At 73.3% G+C, this 19,060-nt stretch carries 17 protein-coding genes; 13 read left to right on the forward strand and 4 right to left on the reverse strand.

Going from position 1 to position 19,060, the window contains the following annotated elements; translation table 11 throughout:
• Positions 1–17: 17 nt before the first annotated feature.
• The 8 genes from GA0070610_RS09705 to GA0070610_RS09740 all read left to right on the forward strand — a co-directional run bounded on the left by GA0070610_RS09705 (position 18) and on the right by GA0070610_RS09740 (position 9,357).
• Positions 18–1,643: an ABC transporter substrate-binding protein gene (locus tag GA0070610_RS09705; protein WP_088999716.1), complete on the forward strand. Its 1,626-nt coding sequence runs from the start codon at positions 18–20 to the stop codon at positions 1,641–1,643.
• Between the two features lie 103 nt (positions 1,644–1,746).
• On the forward strand, positions 1,747–2,703 hold the full coding sequence (locus GA0070610_RS09710) for an ABC transporter permease (RefSeq protein WP_088999717.1): 957 nt from the start codon (positions 1,747–1,749) through the stop codon (positions 2,701–2,703).
• Positions 2,703–4,661 carry a dipeptide/oligopeptide/nickel ABC transporter permease/ATP-binding protein gene (locus GA0070610_RS09715; RefSeq protein WP_088999718.1) on the forward strand — a complete coding sequence of 653 codons (1,959 nt, stop codon included), beginning with the start codon at positions 2,703–2,705 and terminating at the stop codon, positions 4,659–4,661. Before GA0070610_RS09710 ends, GA0070610_RS09715 begins: the two co-directional genes overlap by 1 nt.
• Positions 4,658–5,728: an oligopeptide/dipeptide ABC transporter ATP-binding protein gene (locus GA0070610_RS09720; protein WP_088999719.1), complete on the forward strand. Its 1,071-nt coding sequence runs from the start codon at positions 4,658–4,660 to the stop codon at positions 5,726–5,728. Before GA0070610_RS09715 ends, GA0070610_RS09720 begins: the two co-directional genes overlap by 4 nt.
• Positions 5,725–6,663, forward strand: a complete 939-nt coding sequence (locus GA0070610_RS09725; protein WP_088999720.1) for a dihydrodipicolinate synthase family protein — start codon at positions 5,725–5,727, stop codon at positions 6,661–6,663. The genes GA0070610_RS09720 and GA0070610_RS09725 overlap by 4 nt, the downstream gene beginning before the upstream one ends.
• 2 nt (positions 6,664–6,665) lie before the next feature.
• Positions 6,666–7,616, forward strand: coding sequence for an ROK family protein (locus GA0070610_RS09730; RefSeq protein ID WP_088999721.1), 951 nt, complete (start codon positions 6,666–6,668; stop codon positions 7,614–7,616).
• On the forward strand, positions 7,613–8,293 hold the full coding sequence (locus GA0070610_RS09735) for an N-acetylmannosamine-6-phosphate 2-epimerase (RefSeq protein WP_088999722.1): 681 nt from the start codon (positions 7,613–7,615) through the stop codon (positions 8,291–8,293). The genes GA0070610_RS09730 and GA0070610_RS09735 overlap by 4 nt, the downstream gene beginning before the upstream one ends.
• 95 nt (positions 8,294–8,388) lie before the next feature.
• Positions 8,389–9,357, forward strand: a complete 969-nt coding sequence (locus GA0070610_RS09740) for an acetylxylan esterase (RefSeq protein WP_088999723.1) — start codon at positions 8,389–8,391, stop codon at positions 9,355–9,357.
• A gap of 89 nt (positions 9,358–9,446) precedes the next feature.
• Here GA0070610_RS09740 and GA0070610_RS09745 read toward each other — a convergent pair whose 3' ends face one another.
• Positions 9,447–9,890 (reverse strand): DUF6223 family protein, encoded by a 444-nt coding sequence (locus GA0070610_RS09745; protein WP_088999724.1) that lies wholly within the window; start codon positions 9,888–9,890, stop codon positions 9,447–9,449.
• 229 nt (positions 9,891–10,119) lie between these two features.
• Between GA0070610_RS09745 and GA0070610_RS09750 the strand changes: the two genes are divergently transcribed.
• Together GA0070610_RS09750 and GA0070610_RS09755 are read left to right on the forward strand one after the other, a co-directional pair.
• Positions 10,120–11,244 carry a sensor histidine kinase gene (locus GA0070610_RS09750; protein ID WP_088999725.1) on the forward strand — a complete coding sequence of 375 codons (1,125 nt, stop codon included), beginning with the start codon at positions 10,120–10,122 and terminating at the stop codon, positions 11,242–11,244.
• Positions 11,241–11,903, forward strand: a complete 663-nt coding sequence (locus GA0070610_RS09755) for a response regulator (RefSeq protein ID WP_088999726.1) — start codon at positions 11,241–11,243, stop codon at positions 11,901–11,903. The genes GA0070610_RS09750 and GA0070610_RS09755 overlap by 4 nt, the downstream gene beginning before the upstream one ends.
• 73 nt (positions 11,904–11,976) lie before the next feature.
• Here GA0070610_RS09755 and GA0070610_RS09760 read toward each other — a convergent pair whose 3' ends face one another.
• Positions 11,977–12,384, reverse strand: coding sequence for a RidA family protein (locus tag GA0070610_RS09760; protein WP_088999727.1), 408 nt, complete (start codon positions 12,382–12,384; stop codon positions 11,977–11,979).
• A 71-nt stretch (positions 12,385–12,455) separates the two neighbouring features.
• On the opposite strand from GA0070610_RS09760, the gene GA0070610_RS09765 reads away from it, so the two are divergent.
• From GA0070610_RS09765 to GA0070610_RS09775, 3 genes are all read left to right on the forward strand, one after another.
• A complete protein-coding gene (locus GA0070610_RS09765) occupies positions 12,456–13,079 on the forward strand; it encodes a TetR/AcrR family transcriptional regulator (protein ID WP_088999728.1) in 624 nt (207 codons plus the stop codon).
• Positions 13,080–13,145: 66 nt separating this feature from the next.
• Positions 13,146–13,862 carry a carbon-nitrogen hydrolase family protein gene (locus GA0070610_RS09770; protein ID WP_088999729.1) on the forward strand — a complete coding sequence of 239 codons (717 nt, stop codon included), beginning with the start codon at positions 13,146–13,148 and terminating at the stop codon, positions 13,860–13,862.
• A gap of 187 nt (positions 13,863–14,049) precedes the next feature.
• On the forward strand, positions 14,050–16,149 hold the full coding sequence (locus GA0070610_RS09775; RefSeq protein ID WP_172896496.1) for a cellulase family glycosylhydrolase: 2,100 nt from the start codon (positions 14,050–14,052) through the stop codon (positions 16,147–16,149).
• A gap of 78 nt (positions 16,150–16,227) precedes the next feature.
• Here GA0070610_RS09775 and GA0070610_RS09780 read toward each other — a convergent pair whose 3' ends face one another.
• Positions 16,228–17,499 (reverse strand): MFS transporter, encoded by a 1,272-nt coding sequence (locus GA0070610_RS09780; protein WP_088999730.1) that lies wholly within the window; start codon positions 17,497–17,499, stop codon positions 16,228–16,230.
• A 37-nt stretch (positions 17,500–17,536) separates the two neighbouring features.
• Entirely contained in the window at positions 17,537–18,688 is a 1,152-nt protein-coding gene (locus GA0070610_RS09785) for a SagB/ThcOx family dehydrogenase (RefSeq protein WP_088999731.1), read from the reverse strand.
• Positions 18,689–19,060 lie beyond the last annotated feature (372 nt).

A 19,060-nucleotide genomic window follows, 5' to 3' on the forward strand; every position in this document is an offset into this window, starting at 1 on the left:
CCTATGGAGGCATCTCCGTGAGCACCACTGGTAAGCCGCCGAGGAGCCGGCGCGTCCCCCCGCGCCGAGTCCGCTCACTGGCCATCGCGACCGTCGCAGCGACCCTGGCGATCGGGCTGGCGGCGTGCAGCGGCGGCCCTGCATCGACCAACGCCGTCGGCGACGGTAAGGGGGGATCGTCGATCGAGACCACGTTGGCGTTCACCCTCTCCAGCGGGTTCGATCCCGCCAACGCCTCCTCGGCGGTGGCGACGGCGGTCAACCAGCACATCTTCGAAGGCCTCGTAGATCTTGACCCGGTTACCCGGGAACCCTACCGGGCGCTGGCCAAGGACGACCCGACGGCCAGCGCCGACGGGCGCACCTACACCGTGTCGCTGCGTGACGGCGTGAAGTTCTCCGACGGCACCCCCGTCACGGCCGAGGACGTGGCCTGGTCCTTCACCCGGGTGCTCAAGCCGGCGGACCCCAAGACGCCGCCGCTGATGCAGGGGTTCGTCTCGTTCATCGACTCGGTCGAGGCCAAGGACGCCACGACGGTCGAGTTCACGCTGAAGTACCCGTTCGCCCTGTTCGCCGAGCGCATCTCGGTCATCAAGATCGTCCCCAAGGCGAAGACGGCGGACGCCGCCGCCGCGAAGGCCTTCGACACGGCACCGATCGGCTCCGGCCCGTTCAAGATGGACAGCGCGTCCAAGGAGTCGGGCATCAAGCTGAGCAGGAACCCGAACTACGCCGGCCCCCGGCCCGCCAAGGTGGACACGATGACGTGGAACACCACCACCGAGGCCTCGGCCCGGGTGTCGGACCTGCAGGGCGGCCGCGTCCAGGCCATCGAGTCGGTGCCCTACCTCAACGTCGACGCGCTCAAGGGCAAGTACACCGTCGACGTGAAGCAGGCCTTCAACCAGGTCTTCCTCATGTTCAACTCGGCGGCGGCGCCGTTCAGCGACAAGCGGGTGCGCCAGGCCCTGCACCACGCGATCGACAAGGACGCGGTCATCAAGACCGCGCTCAACGGCTACGGCAGCCCGGCGACGAGCTACCTCGACGAGGGCAACAAGGACTACCAGAAGGCCGCCACGGTCTACGACTACAACCCCGAGAAGGCCAAGGCCCTGCTCGCCGAGGCCGGCGTCCCGAACCTGTCCTTCCGGCTCGACACGACGGACAACTCCGTGGTGAAGGACGTCGCCCCGCTGGTCATCGAGCAGTGGAAGAAGATCGGCGTCAACGCCAGCCTCAACACGGTGCCCTCGTCGGCCATCTACGGCGACATCGTGCCGAAGGACACCTTCCGGGTGCTGATGGCCACCGGGGACCCCAGCGTCTTCGGCGTCGACACCGACCTGCTGATGCGCTGGTTCTACTACGGCGAGACGTGGCCGGGACAGCGCTACCGCTGGAGCGACGCGAACCGTAAGGCCATGGCCAACCTGCTCGACAAGGCGGCCCAGACCTCCGACGAGGCGGCCCGCAAGGCGCTGTGGAAGCAGGCCCTCGACCTGGCGGCCGAGGAGGCCGCGCTGTACCCCGTCCTGCACACCAAGGTCGTCACCGCGTACGACCCCGCCAAGCTCACCGGCTTCTCGGGCGCCGCGACCACCGGCCTGTACTTCCTGGGCGCCAGCCGGAGCGGCTGAGCCCGCCCCGGGGCCCGGCCCCGGCCCTAAGCGTCCCGCCCGGCCCACGCCACCTGCGGACCGGGCGGGACGCCTCGGCGGCCCTCGACGAGAGAAAGACACCATGCTGAGCGTTCTGAGCCTGGTCGCGCGACGACTCCTGACCCTGATTCCCCTGGTGCTGGGCATCACGCTGTTCGTCTTCGTGATCATGCAGTTCTCCCCGATCGATCCCGCGCTGTCCGTGCTCGGTGACCAGGCGACCCCCGCGCAGGTCGCGGCGTTCAAGACCGCCAACGGCCTCGACGACCCGCTACCCCTGCGCTACCTGCACTTCCTGGGCGACCTGGTCCGGGGTGACCTGGGCATGACCTTCCCGCCGTCGGTGCCGGTCGCCGACAAGATCGCCACCGCGCTGCCGCTGACCATCCAGCTGACCGCCCTGGGCGTCGTCGGCGCGCTGGTCATCGCGTTGGCCCTCGGCATCCCCGCCGCGTTGTACCGGGACCGCTGGCCCGACCAGGTGATCAGGTTCGTCTCCATGGCGGGCATCGCCACGCCGTCGTTCTGGCTGGCGCTGCTGCTCATCCAGGAGTTCTCGGTGCGGCGCCCGGTCTTTCCGACGGGCGGCTACGTCAACCCCGCCGATTCGGTCAGCCTCTGGTTGCAGTCCCTCGCCATGCCCGCGCTGGCCCTCGCCGTGCCGGTCGGCTGCTCGCTCGCCAGGATCGTGCGCACGTCGATGGTGGAGGAACTCGACAAGGACTACGTCCGTACGGCCGTCGGCGCCGGACTGCCGCCCCGGGTGGTGATCGGCCGCAACGTGCTGCGCAACGCGCTGGTCAACCCGCTCACCGTGCTGGGCCTGCGGATCGGCTACCTCATCGGCGGCACCGTCGTCATCGAGGCCATCTTCTCGCTGCCCGGCATGGGCACCCAGATCATGAGCGCGGTGCAGCAGAACGACACCGCCCTCGCGCAGGGAACCGTCCTGACGATCGCCGTCGGGTTCGTCGTCGTGAACCTGGTTGTCGACATCCTCTACCTCTTCGCCAACCCTCGACTGCGCGGAGCCCACTGATGCGTCGCACCCTCACCGCCCGGCTGTCGCGTCCCGGCATCGCCTTCAGAAGGCTCACCGTCACCTCCCGGATCGCGCTCGGCTTCGTCCTGCTCATCGTCCTGGTCGGCATCTTCGCGCCCCTGCTTCTCCGGCACGATCCCGCCCAGGCCGGGCTCGGCCCGGCCCTGACCGGCCCGAACGGCGAGCACTGGTTCGGCCTCGACAAGCTCGGGCGCGACGTCTTCTCGCGGCTGGTGGCCGGCACCCGGCGTTCGCTGATCGTCGGCTTCGGCGCCGCCGGCATCGCCCTGTTCGTCGGCGCGATCCTCGGCGCGCTGGCGGGAACCAGCCGGACCGCGGTCGACGAGGCGGTCATGCGCTGCCTCGACGTCGTCATGGCCTTCCCTGCCATCGTGCTGTCCGCCCTGCTGATCATCTCCTTCGGGAAGAACAGCCTGCTGGTCCTCGTGATCGCGATCGGCTTCGTCTTCACCCCGTCCGTCGCGCGGATCGTGCGCGCCAACGTGCTCTCGCAGTACCGGGAGGACTACGTGGCGGCCGAGCGGATCATCGGCGCGCGCCGACTGCACATCCTCTGGCGACACGTCCTGCGCAACTGTGCCGCGCCGATCCTCGTCTTCGTCACCGTCATGGTGGCCGACGCCATCGTCTTCGAGGCGTCCCTCTCCTTCATCGGTGGCGGGCTGGCCCCCCAGGAGGCGGAGTCCTCGTGGGGATCGGTCATCGCCTTCGGCAAGGAGATGGTGCAGATCGGCGGCTGGTGGGCCACGTTCTTCCCCGGCCTGCTGATCCTGCTCACCGTGCTCGCCCTGAACGTGCTCTCCGAGGGGATGTCCGACGCCTGGGCCGCCCCGGCTGCCCGGCGCGCCACCAGCTCGCCGGCCGCCGATCCGCTGGTACGGGCACAGCCCGGCGCCGGCGAGGTCGTGCAGCTGCCCGGCCTGCCGGAGGCGGCGCGGCGGCTGCGCGAGCGTGCCCGCCCCCTCCCGCAGGGCGAGCCCGTGCTCGAGGTCAGGGACCTGTCGATCGGGTTCGATGGACGCCACCGGGGCGTCGACATCGTCGACGGCCTGAGCTTCGACGTGCGTCCCGGCGAGGTCGTCGGCCTGGTGGGGGAGTCGGGCTCGGGCAAGTCGCTGACGTCCCTCGCGGTCATGGGGCTGCTGCCCCAGGGGGCCAGGGTGCGCGGTGCGGTCCACTTCGCGGGTACGGACCTGCTCACCGTGAGCGCGAAACGGCGGCGCGCCCTGATGGGCCGCGAGATCGCGATGATCTACCAGGACGCCCTCTCGGCGCTGAACCCCTCGCTGCGCATCGGCCCACAGCTGGCGCAGATGATCCGCCGCGGCGGCACCCGGTCGGCCGAGGAGCTGATGGGACTGGTGGGCCTGGACCCCGGGCGCACCCTGGCGGCGTACCCGCACGAGCTCTCCGGCGGGCAGCGGCAGCGCGTGGTGATCGCCATGGCCCTCTCCCGCGACCCGCGCCTGATCATCGCCGACGAGCCGACCACCGCGCTCGACGTGACGGTCCAGGCGCAGGTGATAGAACTGCTGCTGCGGCTACAGGACCGGCTGGGCTTCGCCCTGATCCTGGTCAGCCACGACCTCGCGCTGGTCAGCGACGTCGCCGACCGGGTCGTCGTCATGTACGGCGGTCAGATCGTCGAGAGCGGGGTCACCGCCGACGTGGTCGGGGCCCCGGCGCACCACTACGCCCGGGGGCTGCTCGGCTCGGTGCTCTCGCTGGAGGCCGGCGCGCAGCGGCTCACCCAGATCCGTGGCGTGGTGCCGTCCCCGGCCGATTTCCCACCGGGATGCCGATTCGCGGACCGCTGCCCCATGGCGACCGACGTCTGCCGCGACACGGCGCCCCGACTGACGGGCACCGCCGCCCACGGGTACGCCTGCCACCACCCGGCCGTCACCGTCAGCGAAGAGGAGCCGGCCCGATGAGCGCGACAGCCACGCGACAGCCGATCGTCGAGCTGCGCGACGTGCACGTGGTCCACCGCACCCGTGGCGGCGGCATGTTCAACCGGGAGCGGGTGTACGCCCTCACCGGCGCGGACCTGACCGTCCGCGCCGGCGAGACCATCGGCGTCGTTGGTGAGTCCGGGTGCGGCAAGTCCACCCTGGCCAAGGTGCTGGTGGGGCTCCAGCGGCCGACGAGCGGCACGGTCACCTTCGCCGGCTCCGACGTGTGGTCTATGGCCGCGTCGCAACGGCGCCACCTCATCGGCACGGGCATCGGCATGGTCTTCCAGGACCCGGCCACGTCGCTGAACCGCCGGATGCCGGTACGCGACATCCTGCGCGACCCGCTCGACGTGCACCGCCGGGGCAGCAGGAGCCAGCGGGAGGAGCGCGTCGCCGAGCTGATGGCCCTGGTGGGTCTGCCCAACTCGGTCGCCGACGTCCTGCCGAGCCAGCTCTCCGGCGGGCAACGCCAGCGGGTTTCCATCGCGCGCGCCCTGGCCCTGGAGCCGGGCCTGGTGATCGCCGACGAGCCCACCAGCGCCCTCGACGTCTCGGTACGCGCGCAGATCCTCAACCTGCTCCTGGACCTCAAGGAGCGCCTCGGCCTGGCCATGGTCTTCGTCTCGCACGACATCCAGACCGTCAAGCGGATCAGCGACCGCGTGGTCACCATGTACCTCGGCCGGATCGTGGAGCAGGCGCCCGCCGCCGGGCTCCCCGAGGGCGCCCAGCACCCGTACACGCGCGCGCTCTTCTCCGCCACGCCGGGTCTGCTCTCGCCCATCGACCCCATCCCGCTCGTGGGTCCCGTCCCCCTGGCCACCCGGCCACCCAGCGGATGCCCGTTCCGCACCCGCTGCTGGAAGGCCACCGACGTGTGCGCCTCCGACATGCCACCGGTCGAGCCGGGCGCCGACGGCGGCGGCCACGAGTTCCGCTGCCACCACCCCGTGCCCGCCGGGTCCGGCAACGCCGAGCTGGTGGAACTCGCCAGAGCAGCGACGGGCCGCACCACCCCCCTACACGTCGAGGAGACAGCGTGACCACCCCAGCCCCGCGGATCGCCGGAGTCGTACCGCCGGTCGTCACCCCCCTGACCGAGGAGGGCACGGTCGACGTCCGCTCCCTGGAGCGGCTCGTCGAGCGGCTGCTCGCGGCCGGCGTCGACGGCATCTTCGCGCTCGGCAGCTCGGGCGAGACGGTCTTCCTCACCGACAACCAGCGGGACCAGGTCCTCGAAACCGTCGTGAAGACCGTCGGCGGCGCCGTACCCGTCATCGCCGGCTGCATCGAACCGACCACCCGGCGGGTCCTCGACCGCGCGGAGGCGTCGGCGCGGCTGGGCGCCGACGGTCTGGTGGCGACCGCGCCCTTCTACGCCATCGTCGGCCCCCACGAGATCGAGCGGCACTTCCGGTCGCTCGCCTCGTCGGTCGAGCTGCCCCTGTTCGCGTACGACATTCCCGTCTGCGTGCACACCAAGCTCTCCACGGACCTGCTGACCCGGCTCGCGGCAGACGGGGTCGTGGCCGGGGTCAAGGACTCCAGCGGGGACGACGTCGCGTTCCGCCAACTGGTGCTGCGGATCGCCGAGCAGGCGCCGGACACCGGCTTCAGCCTGCTGACCGGCCACGAGGTGGTCGTCGACGCGATGATGCTCGCCGGCGCCTCCGGCTCCGTTCCCGGGCTGGGCAACGTGGACCCGGCGGGCTACGTGCGACTGCACCGGGCCTGCGTCGGCGGCGACTGGGACACCGCCCGGCGCGAGCAGGACCGCCTGACCCGGCTGTTCCGGATCGTCGACGCGGCCGACCCCGCGACGACGGCGGGGGCGACGAGGGGCGTGGGCGCGTTCAAGACCGCGCTGGCCCTGCTCGGTGTCATCGACGGCAACGCCGTGTCGCTTCCCCTGCGGCCGCTCGACGCCGACGAGACGGCCCGCGTGCGTACGCAGCTGGAACTGGCGGGGCTGCTCTGAGCATGTCCGAGGCACGCGATCGCGCAGCCGGCGCCGACGAGGCGGTCGCCGCGCTCGACATCGGGGGTACGAAGACGGCAGCCGCCCTCGTGACGGGGCAGGGGGTCGTCCTCGACCGGGTCACCGCCGCCACCCCGGGCAGGGCGGGCGCCAGCGCCGTCCTCGCCACCGCCGCCGACCTCGTCCACCGGCTGGGGGCGAGGGCGCCGGGGACACGCGTACGTGCCGTCGGGGTCGGCAGCGCCGGGGTGGTCGACAGCCGGACGGGCCGGGTGCTCTCGGCCACCGACGTGCTGACCGGCTGGGCCGGCACCGACCTGGCCGGGCGGCTGCGGGAGCTGACGGGCCTGCCCGTGGCCGTCATCAACGACGTGCACGCGCACGCCCTCGGCGAGGCGCGTCACGGCCCGGCGGCCGGGCACGAGACGATGCTCTTCGTCGCCGTCGGAACCGGCATCGGTGCCTCGTTCGTCGTCGGCGGCGGCGTGCTCGCCGGCGCCCACAGCGCGGCCGGCCACGCCGGTCACCAGCCCTCCCCGTACGCGGGGTCGCTGCCCTGCACCTGCGGCGGGCGCGGGCACCTCGAAGCGATCGCCGCCGGGCCCGGCCTCGCCGCGGAGTACGCGCGGCGCACCGGCCGGCCGGTCGACGACCTGCGGTCCGTGGCCGCCCGCGCCGAGGGCGGTGACGACACGGCGCGGGAGGTCGTCCGGCTGGGCGGGGCGGCGGTCGGCTCGGCCGTCGGCGGGCTGGTCAACGTGCTCGACCCGCACGCCGTGGTGGTCGGCGGCGGCGTCACCGGGCTCGGCGCGCCCTGGTGGCGGGCACTTCGCGACGCCGTACGGCGGGAGACGCTGCCCGGCCTGGTGGACGTGCCCGTGCTGGCCTCGGCCCTCGGCGCCGACGCACCCCTGCTCGGCGCCGCCTCGCTCGCCTGGGAGGCCGTCGCATGAACGCGCTCGTCGCACAGCTGCGCCACCGCCTGGTGGTCTCCTGCCAGGCCTACCCCGGCGAGCCGATGCGCGACCCGGACACGATGCGCCGGGTCGCCCTCGCCGCCGCCGACGGCGGCGCCGCCGGCATCCGCGCCCAGGGGCTGGCGGACATCGCGGCCATCCGGGACGCCGTCGACCTCCCGCTGATCGGGCTCTGGAAGGACGGCGACGACGACGTCTTCATCACCCCGACGCTCGACCACGCGCTGGCCGTGGCCCGGGCCGGCGCGCACGTCGTCGCGCTCGACGGCACGTCCCGGCCCCGGCCCGACGGCCGTACCCTCGCCGAGACCGTCGCCGCCGTCCACGAGCGGACCGGGGCCCTGGTGATGGCCGACTGCGCCACCCTCGACGAGGGGATCGCCGCCGCCGAGGCGGGCGCCGACGTGGTCGGCACCACCCTGGCCGGCTACACGTCGTACACCCGCAAGGGGCCCGGCCCGGACCTGGACCTGGTGGCCCGGCTCGCCCGCGAGATCGACGTGCCGGTGGTCGCGGAGGGCCGCATCCACACCCCCGCGCAGGCGGCGCAGGCGCTGCGGGCCGGCGCGTGGGCGGTGGTGGTCGGCACGGCGATCACCCACCCCACCACCATCACCGGCTGGTTCGCGTCCGCCATGGCCGACGCCCGGTAGCGACCGGGGCGTACGGCGGCCCGACCCTCGGCCGTCGTCGCCGGTCGCACCCGCACGACGACACCCGACGATCCTGTCTGCACGGAGGTCACACTGTGGCGCTGAGCGATCTCACCCTCGCCGACTGCCGGGCGTACCAGCCCGAACTGGCCGTTCCGGAGGACCTGGACGCCTTCTGGGCGCGGACGCTGGGTGACGACGGGGCGGGACCGGCGGCGTACGAGCCCGTCGACACCGGCCTCACCCAGGTCCGTACCTTCTCGGTCACCGTCCCCGGCTACGGCGGCGAGCCCGTGCACGGTTGGTTGCACCTGCCCACGAACGTCGCGGGGCCGCTGCCGTGCGTGGTCGAGTACCTCGGTTACGGCCGTGGCCGCGGCCTGCCGCACGAGAAGCTGTTCTGGGCGGCGGCCGGCTTCGCGCATCTGATCATGGACACCCGGGGCCAGGGCTGGAGCGCCGCCGCCGGCAGCACCGCCGACCCGCACCCTCATCCGGGCGGCACCGTGCCCGGCTTCCTCACCCGCGGCGTCACCGATCCCGACGACTTCTACTACCGCAGGCTGATCACCGACGCCGTGCGGTTCGCCCGCGCCGCGCGGGACCATCCCGCCGTCGACGCCGACCGTGTCGCCGTCACGGGTGTCAGCCAGGGCGGTGGCCTGGCGCTGGAGGTGGCGGCGCTGTTCCCGGGCGTGGCGGCGGCCATGCCCGACGTGCCGTTCCTGTGCGACTTCCGCCGTGGCGTGCAGGTCGCCCTCCGCGGCCCCTACGGTGAGATCGCCGAATACCTGAAGCTGCACCGCGACCGGGTCGGCCAGGTGTTCCGCACGTTGTCCTACTTCGACGCCGCCGTGCTCGCGCCACGCGCGACCGCGCCCGCGCTGTTCTCCATCGCGCTGCTGGACCAGGTCTGCCCGCCCTCGACCTGTTTCGCCGCCTACCACCGCTACGGCGGCGAGAAGGAGCTGCGCGTGTACGAGTTCAACGACCACGAAGGCGGCGAGGCGGCGCATCAGCTCGAACAGCTCACCTGGCTGCACAAGGTCTTCGGCCGGCGGTGACGGGGGCGGTCCGCCGATCCGGTCGGCGCCGCGAGCACGGCTGCCCGCGCCGCGGCGCCCACCCCCGTCCCGGCCGGTCGTCGCGGCGGTCAGCCGGTGCGGCGGGAGCGGGCCATCGCCAGCCCGCCGAGGACCGTGGCGGCCAGCCCCATCACCAGGGCCAGATAGGCTCCGCCCCGCCCGTTGCCGGTGCCGATGCCGCTGTCGGCGGTGAGCACCACCACGGCGCCGAGGGCCATGCCGGTCAGCGCCGCCGCCAGGGCCAGGGTGGCGCCGAGCCGCCCGGCGCCGGTGCCGATCCGACTGGTGGGGCGGGCCAGGGCCAGCCCACCGACGATCACGCCGGCCAGCGCCAGCACGCCGGCGGCGGCCGCCGTGAGCCGTCCGGCGCTCATGGCGTACGCCTCGGCGGCCGCCGGTCGGGTCGCCACGTGTGCGGCCGCCGGTGCGGCGAGCCCCAGCCCGCCGATCGGGGCGGCCACGGCGGCGGCCAGCATCAGTCGGACCGACTTCAGGGTTCCTGACGAGCTCATGTCGTCTCCTCCTGCGTGCGTCTCGTTGCCGAGGTTCGGATGTCGCCCGATCATGTCGCCGGGCACGCCGCCGGTCGTCGTGCCTACGGATGCGCTTCGCGCTGCCGTGGACGCCGCAGCCGGCTACCGCGGACGCGGTAGGCGACGGCGCGCGTACCACGGGCGCGGCAGGCGGCCGCTCGCCTGCCAGGAGGAGTCGCGGGCGGCGGGATCTGGCTAAGGTGCGCCCATGGGCACAGGACGGTCCGGCGTTCCGGCCGGTGTCAGGGACTGGGTGGTCGCCGTCGGCGTGGCGGCGACGCTGCTGGTCGCCGGGCTGTCCGGGGACCGACCCGACGCCGGCCCGCTCGGCTACGCGCTGTTGGTGGCCGGCGGCCTGGCGCTGGCCGCCGCACGCCGGGCTCCCGTCGCGGTCCTGGCCGTCACCGGGCTGTGCGCGGTGGGCCACCAGGCGGTGGGTCTCGACGTGCCCGCGGTCGCGTTCCTGTTCGCGGTGTACGCCGCCGTACGGGCCGGGCACCGCGTCGTCACGATCGTGGCGGCGGTGGCGATGCTGGCGGCTCTGCCGCTCGCGGCCCTCGCCCGGCCGTCGGACCTGTCCGTGGGCGAGGCGCTCGTCCGGTCCCGGGGCGCCCTGGAGCTGGCCTGGCTGGTTGCCGCCGGGGCGGCGGGCGAGGCGCTGCGGCAGGCCGAGCGGCGCGCGGACGAAGCCGAACGCACCCGGGAGGAGGCGGCGCTGCGCCGCGCCGACGAGGAACGGCTGCACATGGCGCGGGAGCTGCACGACACGCTCACCCACCAGATCTCGGTCATCAAGGTGCAGGCCGAGGTGGCCGTCCACCTGGCCCGCAGGCGCGGCGAACCGGTGCCGGAGGCCCTGCTGGTGATCCAGGAGGCCGGCCGGGAGGCGGCCCGGGAGCTGCGAGCGACCCTGGAGGCGCTGCGCGACGACGGCAGGACCCCGCCGCACGGGCTCGCCCACCTTCCGGAGCTGGTGCGACGGGCCCGGATGTCCGGTCTGGACGCGACGTTGACCGTCGCGGGACGGCGGCAGGACGTGCCCGTCGCGGTCGACCGGACCGCCTACCGGATCGTCCAGGAGTCCCTCACCAACGTCGCCCGTCACGCCGCTGCCGCCACGGCGTCGGTCCGCGTCGACTACCGGCCGGACGCCCTCGCGATCCGCGTCGACGACGACGGCAGGGCCACGCCGGACGCGCCCCCGGTGCCGGGCATCGGACTGCTCGGGATGCGCGAACGCGTCACCGCCCTCGGGGGCCGGCTGCGCGCGGAGCCCCGCAGCGAGGGCGGCTTCACCGTCCACGCCGAACTCCCCGTGGGCGGAACGGCATGATCCGCGTCCTGCTGGTCGACGACCAGCCGCTCCTGCGCAGTGGCTTCCGCGCGTTGCTCGACGCCGAAGACGACATCGAGGTGGTGGCCGAGGCAGCCGACGGCGAGGAGGGCCTGGCGCTCGCCAGGGAACGCCTGCCCGACATCGCGCTCGTCGACATCCAGATGCCGGTGATGGACGGCATCGAGACGACCCGCCGCATCGCCGCCGACCCGGCCCTGGCCCGGGTGCACGTCGTCATCCTGACCAACTACGGCCTCGACGAACACGTCTTCCACGCGCTGCGCGCCGGCGCGGCCGGCTTCCTCGTCAAGGACATCCAACCGGAGGACCTCCTGCACGCCGTACGGGTGGCCGCGCGCGGCGACGCGCTGCTGGCGCCGTCGATCACGCGCAGGCTGATCGACCGGTACGTCAGCGAACCGCTGCACGGCGGTGCCGAGGCGGGGCTGCGGGGGCTGACGAATCGCGAACGCGAGACCGTCGCCCTGGTGGCGAGGGGCCTGTCCAACGAGGAGATCGCCGAGCGTCTGGTGATCAGCCCGTTGACCGCGAAGACCCACGTCAACCGGGCGATGGCCAAGCTCCACGCCCGGGACCGCGCCCAACTCGTCGTCCTCGCCTACGAATCCGGTCTGGTCGCCCCTCGCAACCGCTGACGTCACCGGCCCGGACGCCCTCGGAGCTGCGTCGCGCCTCAGGCTTCCGTTCGACCCCTGGTGTCGCGCCGGTTCAGTCGACGACCGCGGTGGCTTCGATCTCCACGAGGAGATCGGGGCCGGCGAGCGCGCTGATGCCGAGCCCCGTGAACGGCGGGGCCGAGGTGACGCCGAGCCTCGAGGCGGCCCGGGCGATCCCCTCCATCAGCGCGGGCATCTTGTCGGGCGTCCAGTCGACGACGTAGGCGGTCAGCTTCGCCACGTCGGCGAAGGTGGCGCCGGCCGCGGCCAGGGCGGTGGCCACGTTGAGGTAGCACTGTTCCGCCTGGGCGGCGTAGTCGCCCGCGCCGACCGTGTTGCCGTCGGCGTCGACGGCGACCTGGCCGGCGGTGAAGACCAGCTTGGTGCCGGTGGCGACGGACACCTGCCGGTAGAGGTCGACCGTCGGCAGTCCTTCGGGGTTCACCAGGGTGATGGCCACGTTTCTTCCTTGTCCTCGGAACCGGGGTGTCCGTCGAAACATAGCACAGCTATGTTATGTATCGTCATGGCATGGCGAGGACGAAGGATCCGGCGGTACGCACTCTGCTGATCGAGCGCGCCGCCCACATGCTCCGCACCCGCGAGCCCGTCACCCTCCGTTCGCTGGTCGCCGGCACGTGCGTGTCGACGATGGCCGTCTACACCCATTTCGGCGGGATGGACGGCATGTGGAAGGCCGTACGGCAGGAGGGCTTCACCCGCCTCGGGGCCCAACTCGCCACGGTGCCGACGTCCCAGGACCCGGTCCGGGACCTGACCGCCCTGGTCGCCGCCTACGTCCACAACGCGTTGGAGCACCCCGACCTGTACCGGGTCATGTTCGACGCCGACTTCGACCTCGAGGACGCCCAGGCGGCGGACGACACGCTGGAGTACCTGGTCCGGGCCGCCGCCCGGGGCGGGGCGGCCGGTCGGTTCCGCGCCGACGTCGAGCCGCTGGAGTTGGCCACCCAGAGCTGGGTCGTCGGCCACGGCCTGGTCTCCCTGGTCGCCACCGGCCCGCTGCCGCGACAGACCCTCGACCACGGCACCAACCTGCTGGCCGCCCTGTTCGTCAGCTCGGGGGACCGGCCCGAGGCCTGTCGCCGGTCCGTCGAGGACGGCTGGCGGCAGGCGCGCCCCGCCGGCGGCTGACCCGGCCGTCCGACCAGGCGCCGACGACGGTCGGCGCGCAGGATCTCGTCCAGCTCGGGAGGGCTCATGCCCCGTCAGCCGCTCGTCGTCGCCGTCGCCCAGCCGCACATCAGGGCGTACGACGTGATCGCGAACGCGGTCGAGCACGCCGCCGTGGTCCGGGCCGCGCACGCGCGGGTGGTGGCCTTCCCCGAGCTCTCGCTGACCGGGTACGAGCTGGACGCGCCCGCGATCACCGCCGAGGACCCCGGGCTCGCGCCGATCGTCGGGGCGTGTGCCGAGGCGGGTTCCCTCGCGCTGGTGGGCGCCCCCGTTCGTGGCGAGGGGGGCCGCGAGCACATCGCGATGCTGGCCGTCGACGGGGCCGGGGTGCGCGTGGCGTACCGCAAGGTGCACGTGCACCGGTCCGAGGAGCGGTTCAGCCCCGGCGACGGGCCCGCGGTGCTCTACGTGGACGGCTGGCGGCTGGGCCTCGCGATCTGCCGCGACACCCGTTTCGCCGGGCACGACGCGGCCACGGCGGCGCTCGGCATGGACGTCTACGTCGCCGCCGTCCTCGAGCACGCCCGCGACGCCCAGGTGCCCGCCGAGCGGGCCCGGCGCGTCGTCGCCGACCGTCGGGTGTGGGTCGCCGCGGCGAGCTTCGCCGGGTCCACCGGCGGGGGTTTCGACCGGGCGGCGGGCGGCTCGGCGGTGTGGGCGCCCGACGGCGGACTGCTCGCGCAGGCGGGTCCCGACGCGGGGCGGTACGTCTCGGCCACGCTTCGCGACCCGGGCCCCTGACCCATCCGGCGCGGGGCGGTGCCCGCGCTGGCTCGGGGGACGGGGCCGGTCGGCGGGCCGGCAGCCGATCCAGATAGAGGCACGCCGATTGACAAAGTTTGGAATCTAAACTTAATCTGCGATTCGCGATCGGGTGCCGGCGGCACCGCCCGCCGTCCCGTCCCAGCGGTACCACGCGAGGAGCGTCATGGTCGAGAAACGAGGCACGACGAGGGCAACCCGATGGCGCCTGAGCCTGGTCACCGGCGTCCTCACGATGCTGGTGGTGAGCCTCGGCCTGACGTTCGCGGCGAGCGCGCACGCGGCGGCCGGCTGTCGGGTGGCGTACTCGGCCAACCAGTGGCCCGGTGGCTTCACCGCGAACGTGGCCGTGACCAACCTCGGTGACCCGATCGACGGCTGGCGCCTGACCTGGACGTTTCCGGCCGGGCAGCAGGTGACCTCGGCGTGGAACGCCACCGTGAGCTCCGTCGGCGCCGACGTCACCGCGGTCAACCTCGGCTACAACGCCGCCATCGGCACCAACGCCACGGTGTCGTTCGGCTTCAACGGCACGTGGTCGGGCACCAACACCGCCCCCACGACGTTCGCCCTCAACGGCGTCACCTGCACCGGCGGCGTGGGTCCCACCACGGCCCCACCGACCACGGCCCCGCCCACCACCCCGCCGCCGACCGGCGACCCGCTGGCCTACGTGGCCGCGATGCAACCGGGCTGGAACCTCGGCAACACCTTCGACGCGGTCGGCAGCGACGAGACCGCCTGGGGCAACCCGCGCGTCACCCAGGCGCAGTTGGACGCCGTCCGGGCGCAGGGCTTCAACAGCATCCGGATCCCGGTCACCTGGAGCAACCACCACGGCCCCGCGCCGGCGTACACCATCGACCCGGCGTGGCTGAACCGGATCAAGGAGGTCGTCGGCTGGGCCCTGGACGACGGCTTCTACGTGATGATCAACATTCACCACGACTCGTGGCAGTGGATCAACGCGATGCCGTCCGACCGGAGCACCGTCCTCAACCGCTACAACGCGCTCTGGACCCAGCTCGCGGCCGCGTTCCGGGACGCCTCGCCGAAGCTGCACTTCGAGAGCGTCAACGAGCCGCAGTTCGCGAACAGCTCCGGCGACGCCCAGAACGCGCAGCTGCTGCACGAGCTGAACGCGTCCTTCCACCGGATCGTGCGGGCCTCCGGCGGCAACAACGCCACCCGCATGCTCGTCCTGCCTACCCTGCACACCTCGGCGGACCAGGCCCGCGTCGACGAGCTGGCGAACACCTTCACCCAACTGGGCGACCGCAACCTCATCGCCACCGTGCACTTCTACGGCTACTGGCCGTTCAGCGTGAACGTCGCCGGGGGCACCCGGTTCGACGCGACCGCCCAGAAGGACCTGGCCGACGCCTTCGACCGGGTGCACAACGCCTTCGTGGCCAGGGGCATCCCGGTGGTGATCGGCGAGTACGGCCTGCTCGGCTTCGACCGGCACACCGGCACCATCCAGCAGGGCGAGAAGCTGAAGTTCTTCGAGTTCCTCGGCTGGTACGCCAGGACGAAGAAGATCACCACGCAGCTCTGGGACAACGGGCAGCACTTCGACCGCACCGCCCTGCGGTGGAAGGACCCCGAGCTGTTCGCCCAGATCAGGTCGAGCTGGACCACCCGCTCCGGGACGGCCTCGTCCGACCAGGTGTACGTGCCGCGTACCGGCTCCGTCGCCGCCCGGTCGCTGACGCTGAACCCGAACGACACCACCTTCCAGGGGCTGTACCAGGGCGGCACCGCCCTCGTACGGGGCAACGACTACACCGTGTCGGGCAACCAGCTCACGCTGACCGCCAGCGCGCTGACCCGGCTGGTCGGCAACCGGGCGTACGGGGTGAACGCCACCCTCCAGGCGCGGTTCTCCGCCGGGGTGCCGTGGCGGATCGACGTCGTCACGTACGACCCTCCGGTGCTGTCGAACGCGACGGGGAACACGACCTCGTTCGTCGTCCCGACCCAGTTCCGGGGGGACCAGCTCGCCACCATGGAGGCGAGGTACGCCGACGGCCGCAACGCCGGCCCGCACGACTGGACGCCGTTCAAGGAGTTCGACGTCGCCTTCGCCCCCGACTACCCGGGCAACCGGATCACCCTGACCGAGGCGTTCTTCGCGGCGGTCGACGACGGTGCCCGGGTGACGCTCACCTTCCACTTCTGGAGCGGCAGGACCGTCACCTACCACGTCACCAGGTCGGGCGGGAGCGTCACCGGCGTCACCGCCGCCGCCGTCCGGGCGGGCTGACCCGGCACCGGGTGTCTCCCCGTCGGAACGGGCCGTGGCCGCGAGCCGGTCACGGCCCGTCTCCGCGTACCCGACGGATCATCCGCCGTGGTCGTTGCCACCCGGCGCTTCGCCGCGGCGCGCGCGGGCGGGGTCGCTGAAGGTGCTGACGCCGGGGACCAGCAGCGTGACGGCGCTGGCCGCGGCGGTCAGGACGGCCGCCGCGACGAGCGTGGGCCGGATCCCGAACGCCGCGACGGCGGGCCCGGTGAGGGCGTACCCGACCGGCAGCAGGGCGAAGGCGCTGAGCTGATCCAGGGCGAGGGTCTTGCCGAGCACCTCGGCGGGGATCTCGCGTTGCAGGGCGGAGAGCCAGTAGATGAAGTAGATCTCCACGACGAATCCGCCGACGGCGAAGCAGACGGCCGTGACCGGCAGCGGCAGGGCGAAGGCGAGGCTGCCGGGCAGGGCGGCGTACGTGGTGAGGGCGAGCATGCTGACCGTGCCGGGCCGGCGGGGCCGCCACCGGCCGGCCAGGGCGATGGCGGGCAGCGCACCGGCGGCGGCAGCGGCGAGGACGAACCCGTAGGCGAGCTCGCCGCCGAGGCGGTCCGCCGCGATCAGCGGGAGCAGCGTCAGGCTCGGCGCGGTGCCGGCGAAGAGCTGGACCGCCACGGCGGCCATGACGGCGGCGACCCAGGGGCGGCGCCGGACGGTGGCGATGCCGGCCCGGGCGTCGGCCAGGACGCTGCTGCCGGGTCGGTTGCCGGCGGCGATGTCGCGTACGCCCAGCACCGCGAGGGCGCCGGTCGCGAAGAGGAGGGCGGCCAGGCCCAGCGCGGCGTGGATGCCGATGGCGGTGACGATGGCGGCGCCGGCGAGCGCCCCGAGCAGGGTCGCGGAGCGCTGTACGGCGGAGACCAGGGCGTTGCCGCGCTCCAGCAGGGCGGCGGGCAGCAGCGCCGGGATCAGCGAGCGCATCGCCGGCCGGGACAGCGACTCGGCCACGCCGGACAGCGCGGTGACGATGCCGAGCGCCGCCAGAGGCAGATCGTCGAGGGCGAAGAGCGTGCCGAGGACGATGGCGGTGCGCAGCGCGTCGGCGGTGAACAGGATCCGGGGCCGCGAGACGCGGTCGGCGAGGATGCCGCCGGCGAGCAGGCAGACCACCAGGGCGATCGCCCGGCCGGCGAGGATGACGGCGATGGTGCCGGCGCCGGCCCCGAGCTGCACGGCGTGCAGCGCGAACGCCACCGGCAGGATCTGGTCGGCGACCGCTCCGGCGGACTGGCTGGCCCACACCCGCAGGAACCGCGGATGCTGGCTCAGCTTCTCCGCCGGTACGGTGGCCGGGCTGGTGGCGGCGCTCATGGCGTACGACGGGGGACGCCGGTGCGGTCGGTCGCGCTCATCCGAGCTGGTCCTCACCGGCCGCCAGGTCGGCGGGTGACCGGTGCGTGCTGGCGGCGAGGCGGGCCGGTGGCGGGTACTCCGGCCCCACGGGGTGGGTGCCGTCGGCGGGAGCGGGATTGCCGGCGGAGAGCAGGTAGGTTGCGAACTCGTGGTCGCCGTCCACCCCGAGCATCGCCTCGACGCCGCTGTCGTGGAACGCCACCGTCTGGAACGGCGCCAGGCCCAGTGCGGTGCAGGTCAGCGCGAAGGTCTGACCGTAGTGGCCGGCGTCGAACATCCACAGCCGGTAGGCCCGCGGGTGCCGGTACTTCCAGGACAGGCGGGCGGCGACGGTGGTGGTGAGGCAGGTGAAGGCCCCCTGGTAGGAGGGCTCCTGCTCGTAGGCCAGGGCGGCGATGCGCTGCCGGTCGACGCTGGCGTCGAGGAGTTCGAGGCGGTGCACCTCGGGAGCGTAGTGGTAGAGGCCGGGCGGCACCCCGGTGACGTCGTAGACGGCCACGTAGCACTCGACCTCGTGCCGGCCGCCGGCGGAGGCGCTGATGCGCCCCTGCTGCGGGCCGAAGGCGCCGCCGTCGAGGAAACGCTGGGGCGCGAAGGTGCAGGCCAGCACGGTGGCGAGCGCGTCGATCCCGACCGGGGTCCCGGCGAACGCGCGGTGGGTGCGCCGGGCGGCGAACACCTCCTCGACGGGCGTACGCAGCGGCAGGGCGCGCCGGGGGAGGTGCACGGCCGGGGCGTGCGGGTATCGCTTGAACGGTGCCGGGGGCTCGCCGTCGGCGGCGATCTGCGCGGCGGTGGCGTCGCGGCGCGGCGAATCCACGAGGTAGTTGGCGTCGCGGGCCTCGGTGTGCATGCGCGACGCGACCGGACCCCAGTGCTGCCAGACGGGTGGGGTGGCGTCGTCGTCGGTGTCGGCCACGAGGATGCCGGCGTCGCGGAGCTGGTGGAGCGCCCGGGTGGCGGCCCCGGCGGCCTCTTCCCCGAAGTGGGCGGCGACCTCGTCGACGTCGGTGTAGTCGTCCAGGCGCTGCAACAGGGTGAACAGGTCGGGGGTGACGCGCAACCATCGGCGCTGGCCGGGCAGGGCGACCATCAGCGCATCGCTGTCCCAGCGGCAGACGAGCTGGTCGCGGCGGCGTACACGCATTCCGATGCCTTCCCACGCACGATGAACGGAAATGGTGCCGGACCCGCGTGCGGGTCCGGCACCGGGCTCGTCAGGCGGCCCCGTGGTTCAGGACTTCCTCGTTCGTCTCGACGATCACGATGTCGAAGGCCATGGCTCGTACCTCCTCTCCGGCGCGGTGGGCTCGTGCACCCCTGGACGGGACCGTCTCCGCCGGCTTTCGAGACGGGCGTACGGGGGAACCTCAGTGCCGCGGAAACGCGTTCGGGATGGCAGCCGGTCGGCTGGCGCCTGCGGCAGGGGAGTCGTCTTCGGCGGCTTTCGCAGAGCCCGTCGAGAATGCGGAACAGGTCTGCGGTCGGCGCACCGTCATGACAACTCCTCTCATCCGTT

The sequence above is a fragment of the Micromonospora echinofusca genome, assembly GCF_900091445.1.
GTDB lineage: Bacteria > Actinomycetota > Actinomycetes > Mycobacteriales > Micromonosporaceae > Micromonospora > Micromonospora echinofusca.

What these genes read in the sequence shown, in the direction of transcription:
- GA0070610_RS09710 (WP_088999717.1), top strand. Translation starts at nt 1,747, where the DNA reads ATGCTGAGCGTTCTGAGCCTGGTCGCGCGACGACTCCTGACCCTGATT.
- GA0070610_RS09720 (WP_088999719.1), top strand. Translation starts at nt 4,658, where the DNA reads ATGAGCGCGACAGCCACGCGACAGCCGATCGTCGAGCTGCGCGACGTG.
- GA0070610_RS09745 (WP_088999724.1), bottom strand. Translation starts at nt 9,890, where the DNA reads ATGAGCTCGTCAGGAACCCTGAAGTCGGTCCGACTGATGCTGGCCGCC.
- GA0070610_RS09775 (WP_172896496.1), top strand. Translation starts at nt 14,050, where the DNA reads ATGGTCGAGAAACGAGGCACGACGAGGGCAACCCGATGGCGCCTGAGC.
- GA0070610_RS09750 (WP_088999725.1), top strand. Translation starts at nt 10,120, where the DNA reads ATGGGCACAGGACGGTCCGGCGTTCCGGCCGGTGTCAGGGACTGGGTG.
- GA0070610_RS09730 (WP_088999721.1), top strand. Translation starts at nt 6,666, where the DNA reads ATGTCCGAGGCACGCGATCGCGCAGCCGGCGCCGACGAGGCGGTCGCC.
- GA0070610_RS09755 (WP_088999726.1), top strand. Translation starts at nt 11,241, where the DNA reads ATGATCCGCGTCCTGCTGGTCGACGACCAGCCGCTCCTGCGCAGTGGC.
- GA0070610_RS09715 (WP_088999718.1), top strand. Translation starts at nt 2,703, where the DNA reads ATGCGTCGCACCCTCACCGCCCGGCTGTCGCGTCCCGGCATCGCCTTC.
- GA0070610_RS09735 (WP_088999722.1), top strand. Translation starts at nt 7,613, where the DNA reads ATGAACGCGCTCGTCGCACAGCTGCGCCACCGCCTGGTGGTCTCCTGC.
- GA0070610_RS09785 (WP_088999731.1), bottom strand. Translation starts at nt 18,688, where the DNA reads ATGCGTGTACGCCGCCGCGACCAGCTCGTCTGCCGCTGGGACAGCGAT.
- GA0070610_RS09780 (WP_088999730.1), bottom strand. Translation starts at nt 17,499, where the DNA reads ATGAGCGCCGCCACCAGCCCGGCCACCGTACCGGCGGAGAAGCTGAGC.
- GA0070610_RS09770 (WP_088999729.1), top strand. Translation starts at nt 13,146, where the DNA reads ATGCCCCGTCAGCCGCTCGTCGTCGCCGTCGCCCAGCCGCACATCAGG.
- GA0070610_RS09765 (WP_088999728.1), top strand. Translation starts at nt 12,456, where the DNA reads ATGGCGAGGACGAAGGATCCGGCGGTACGCACTCTGCTGATCGAGCGC.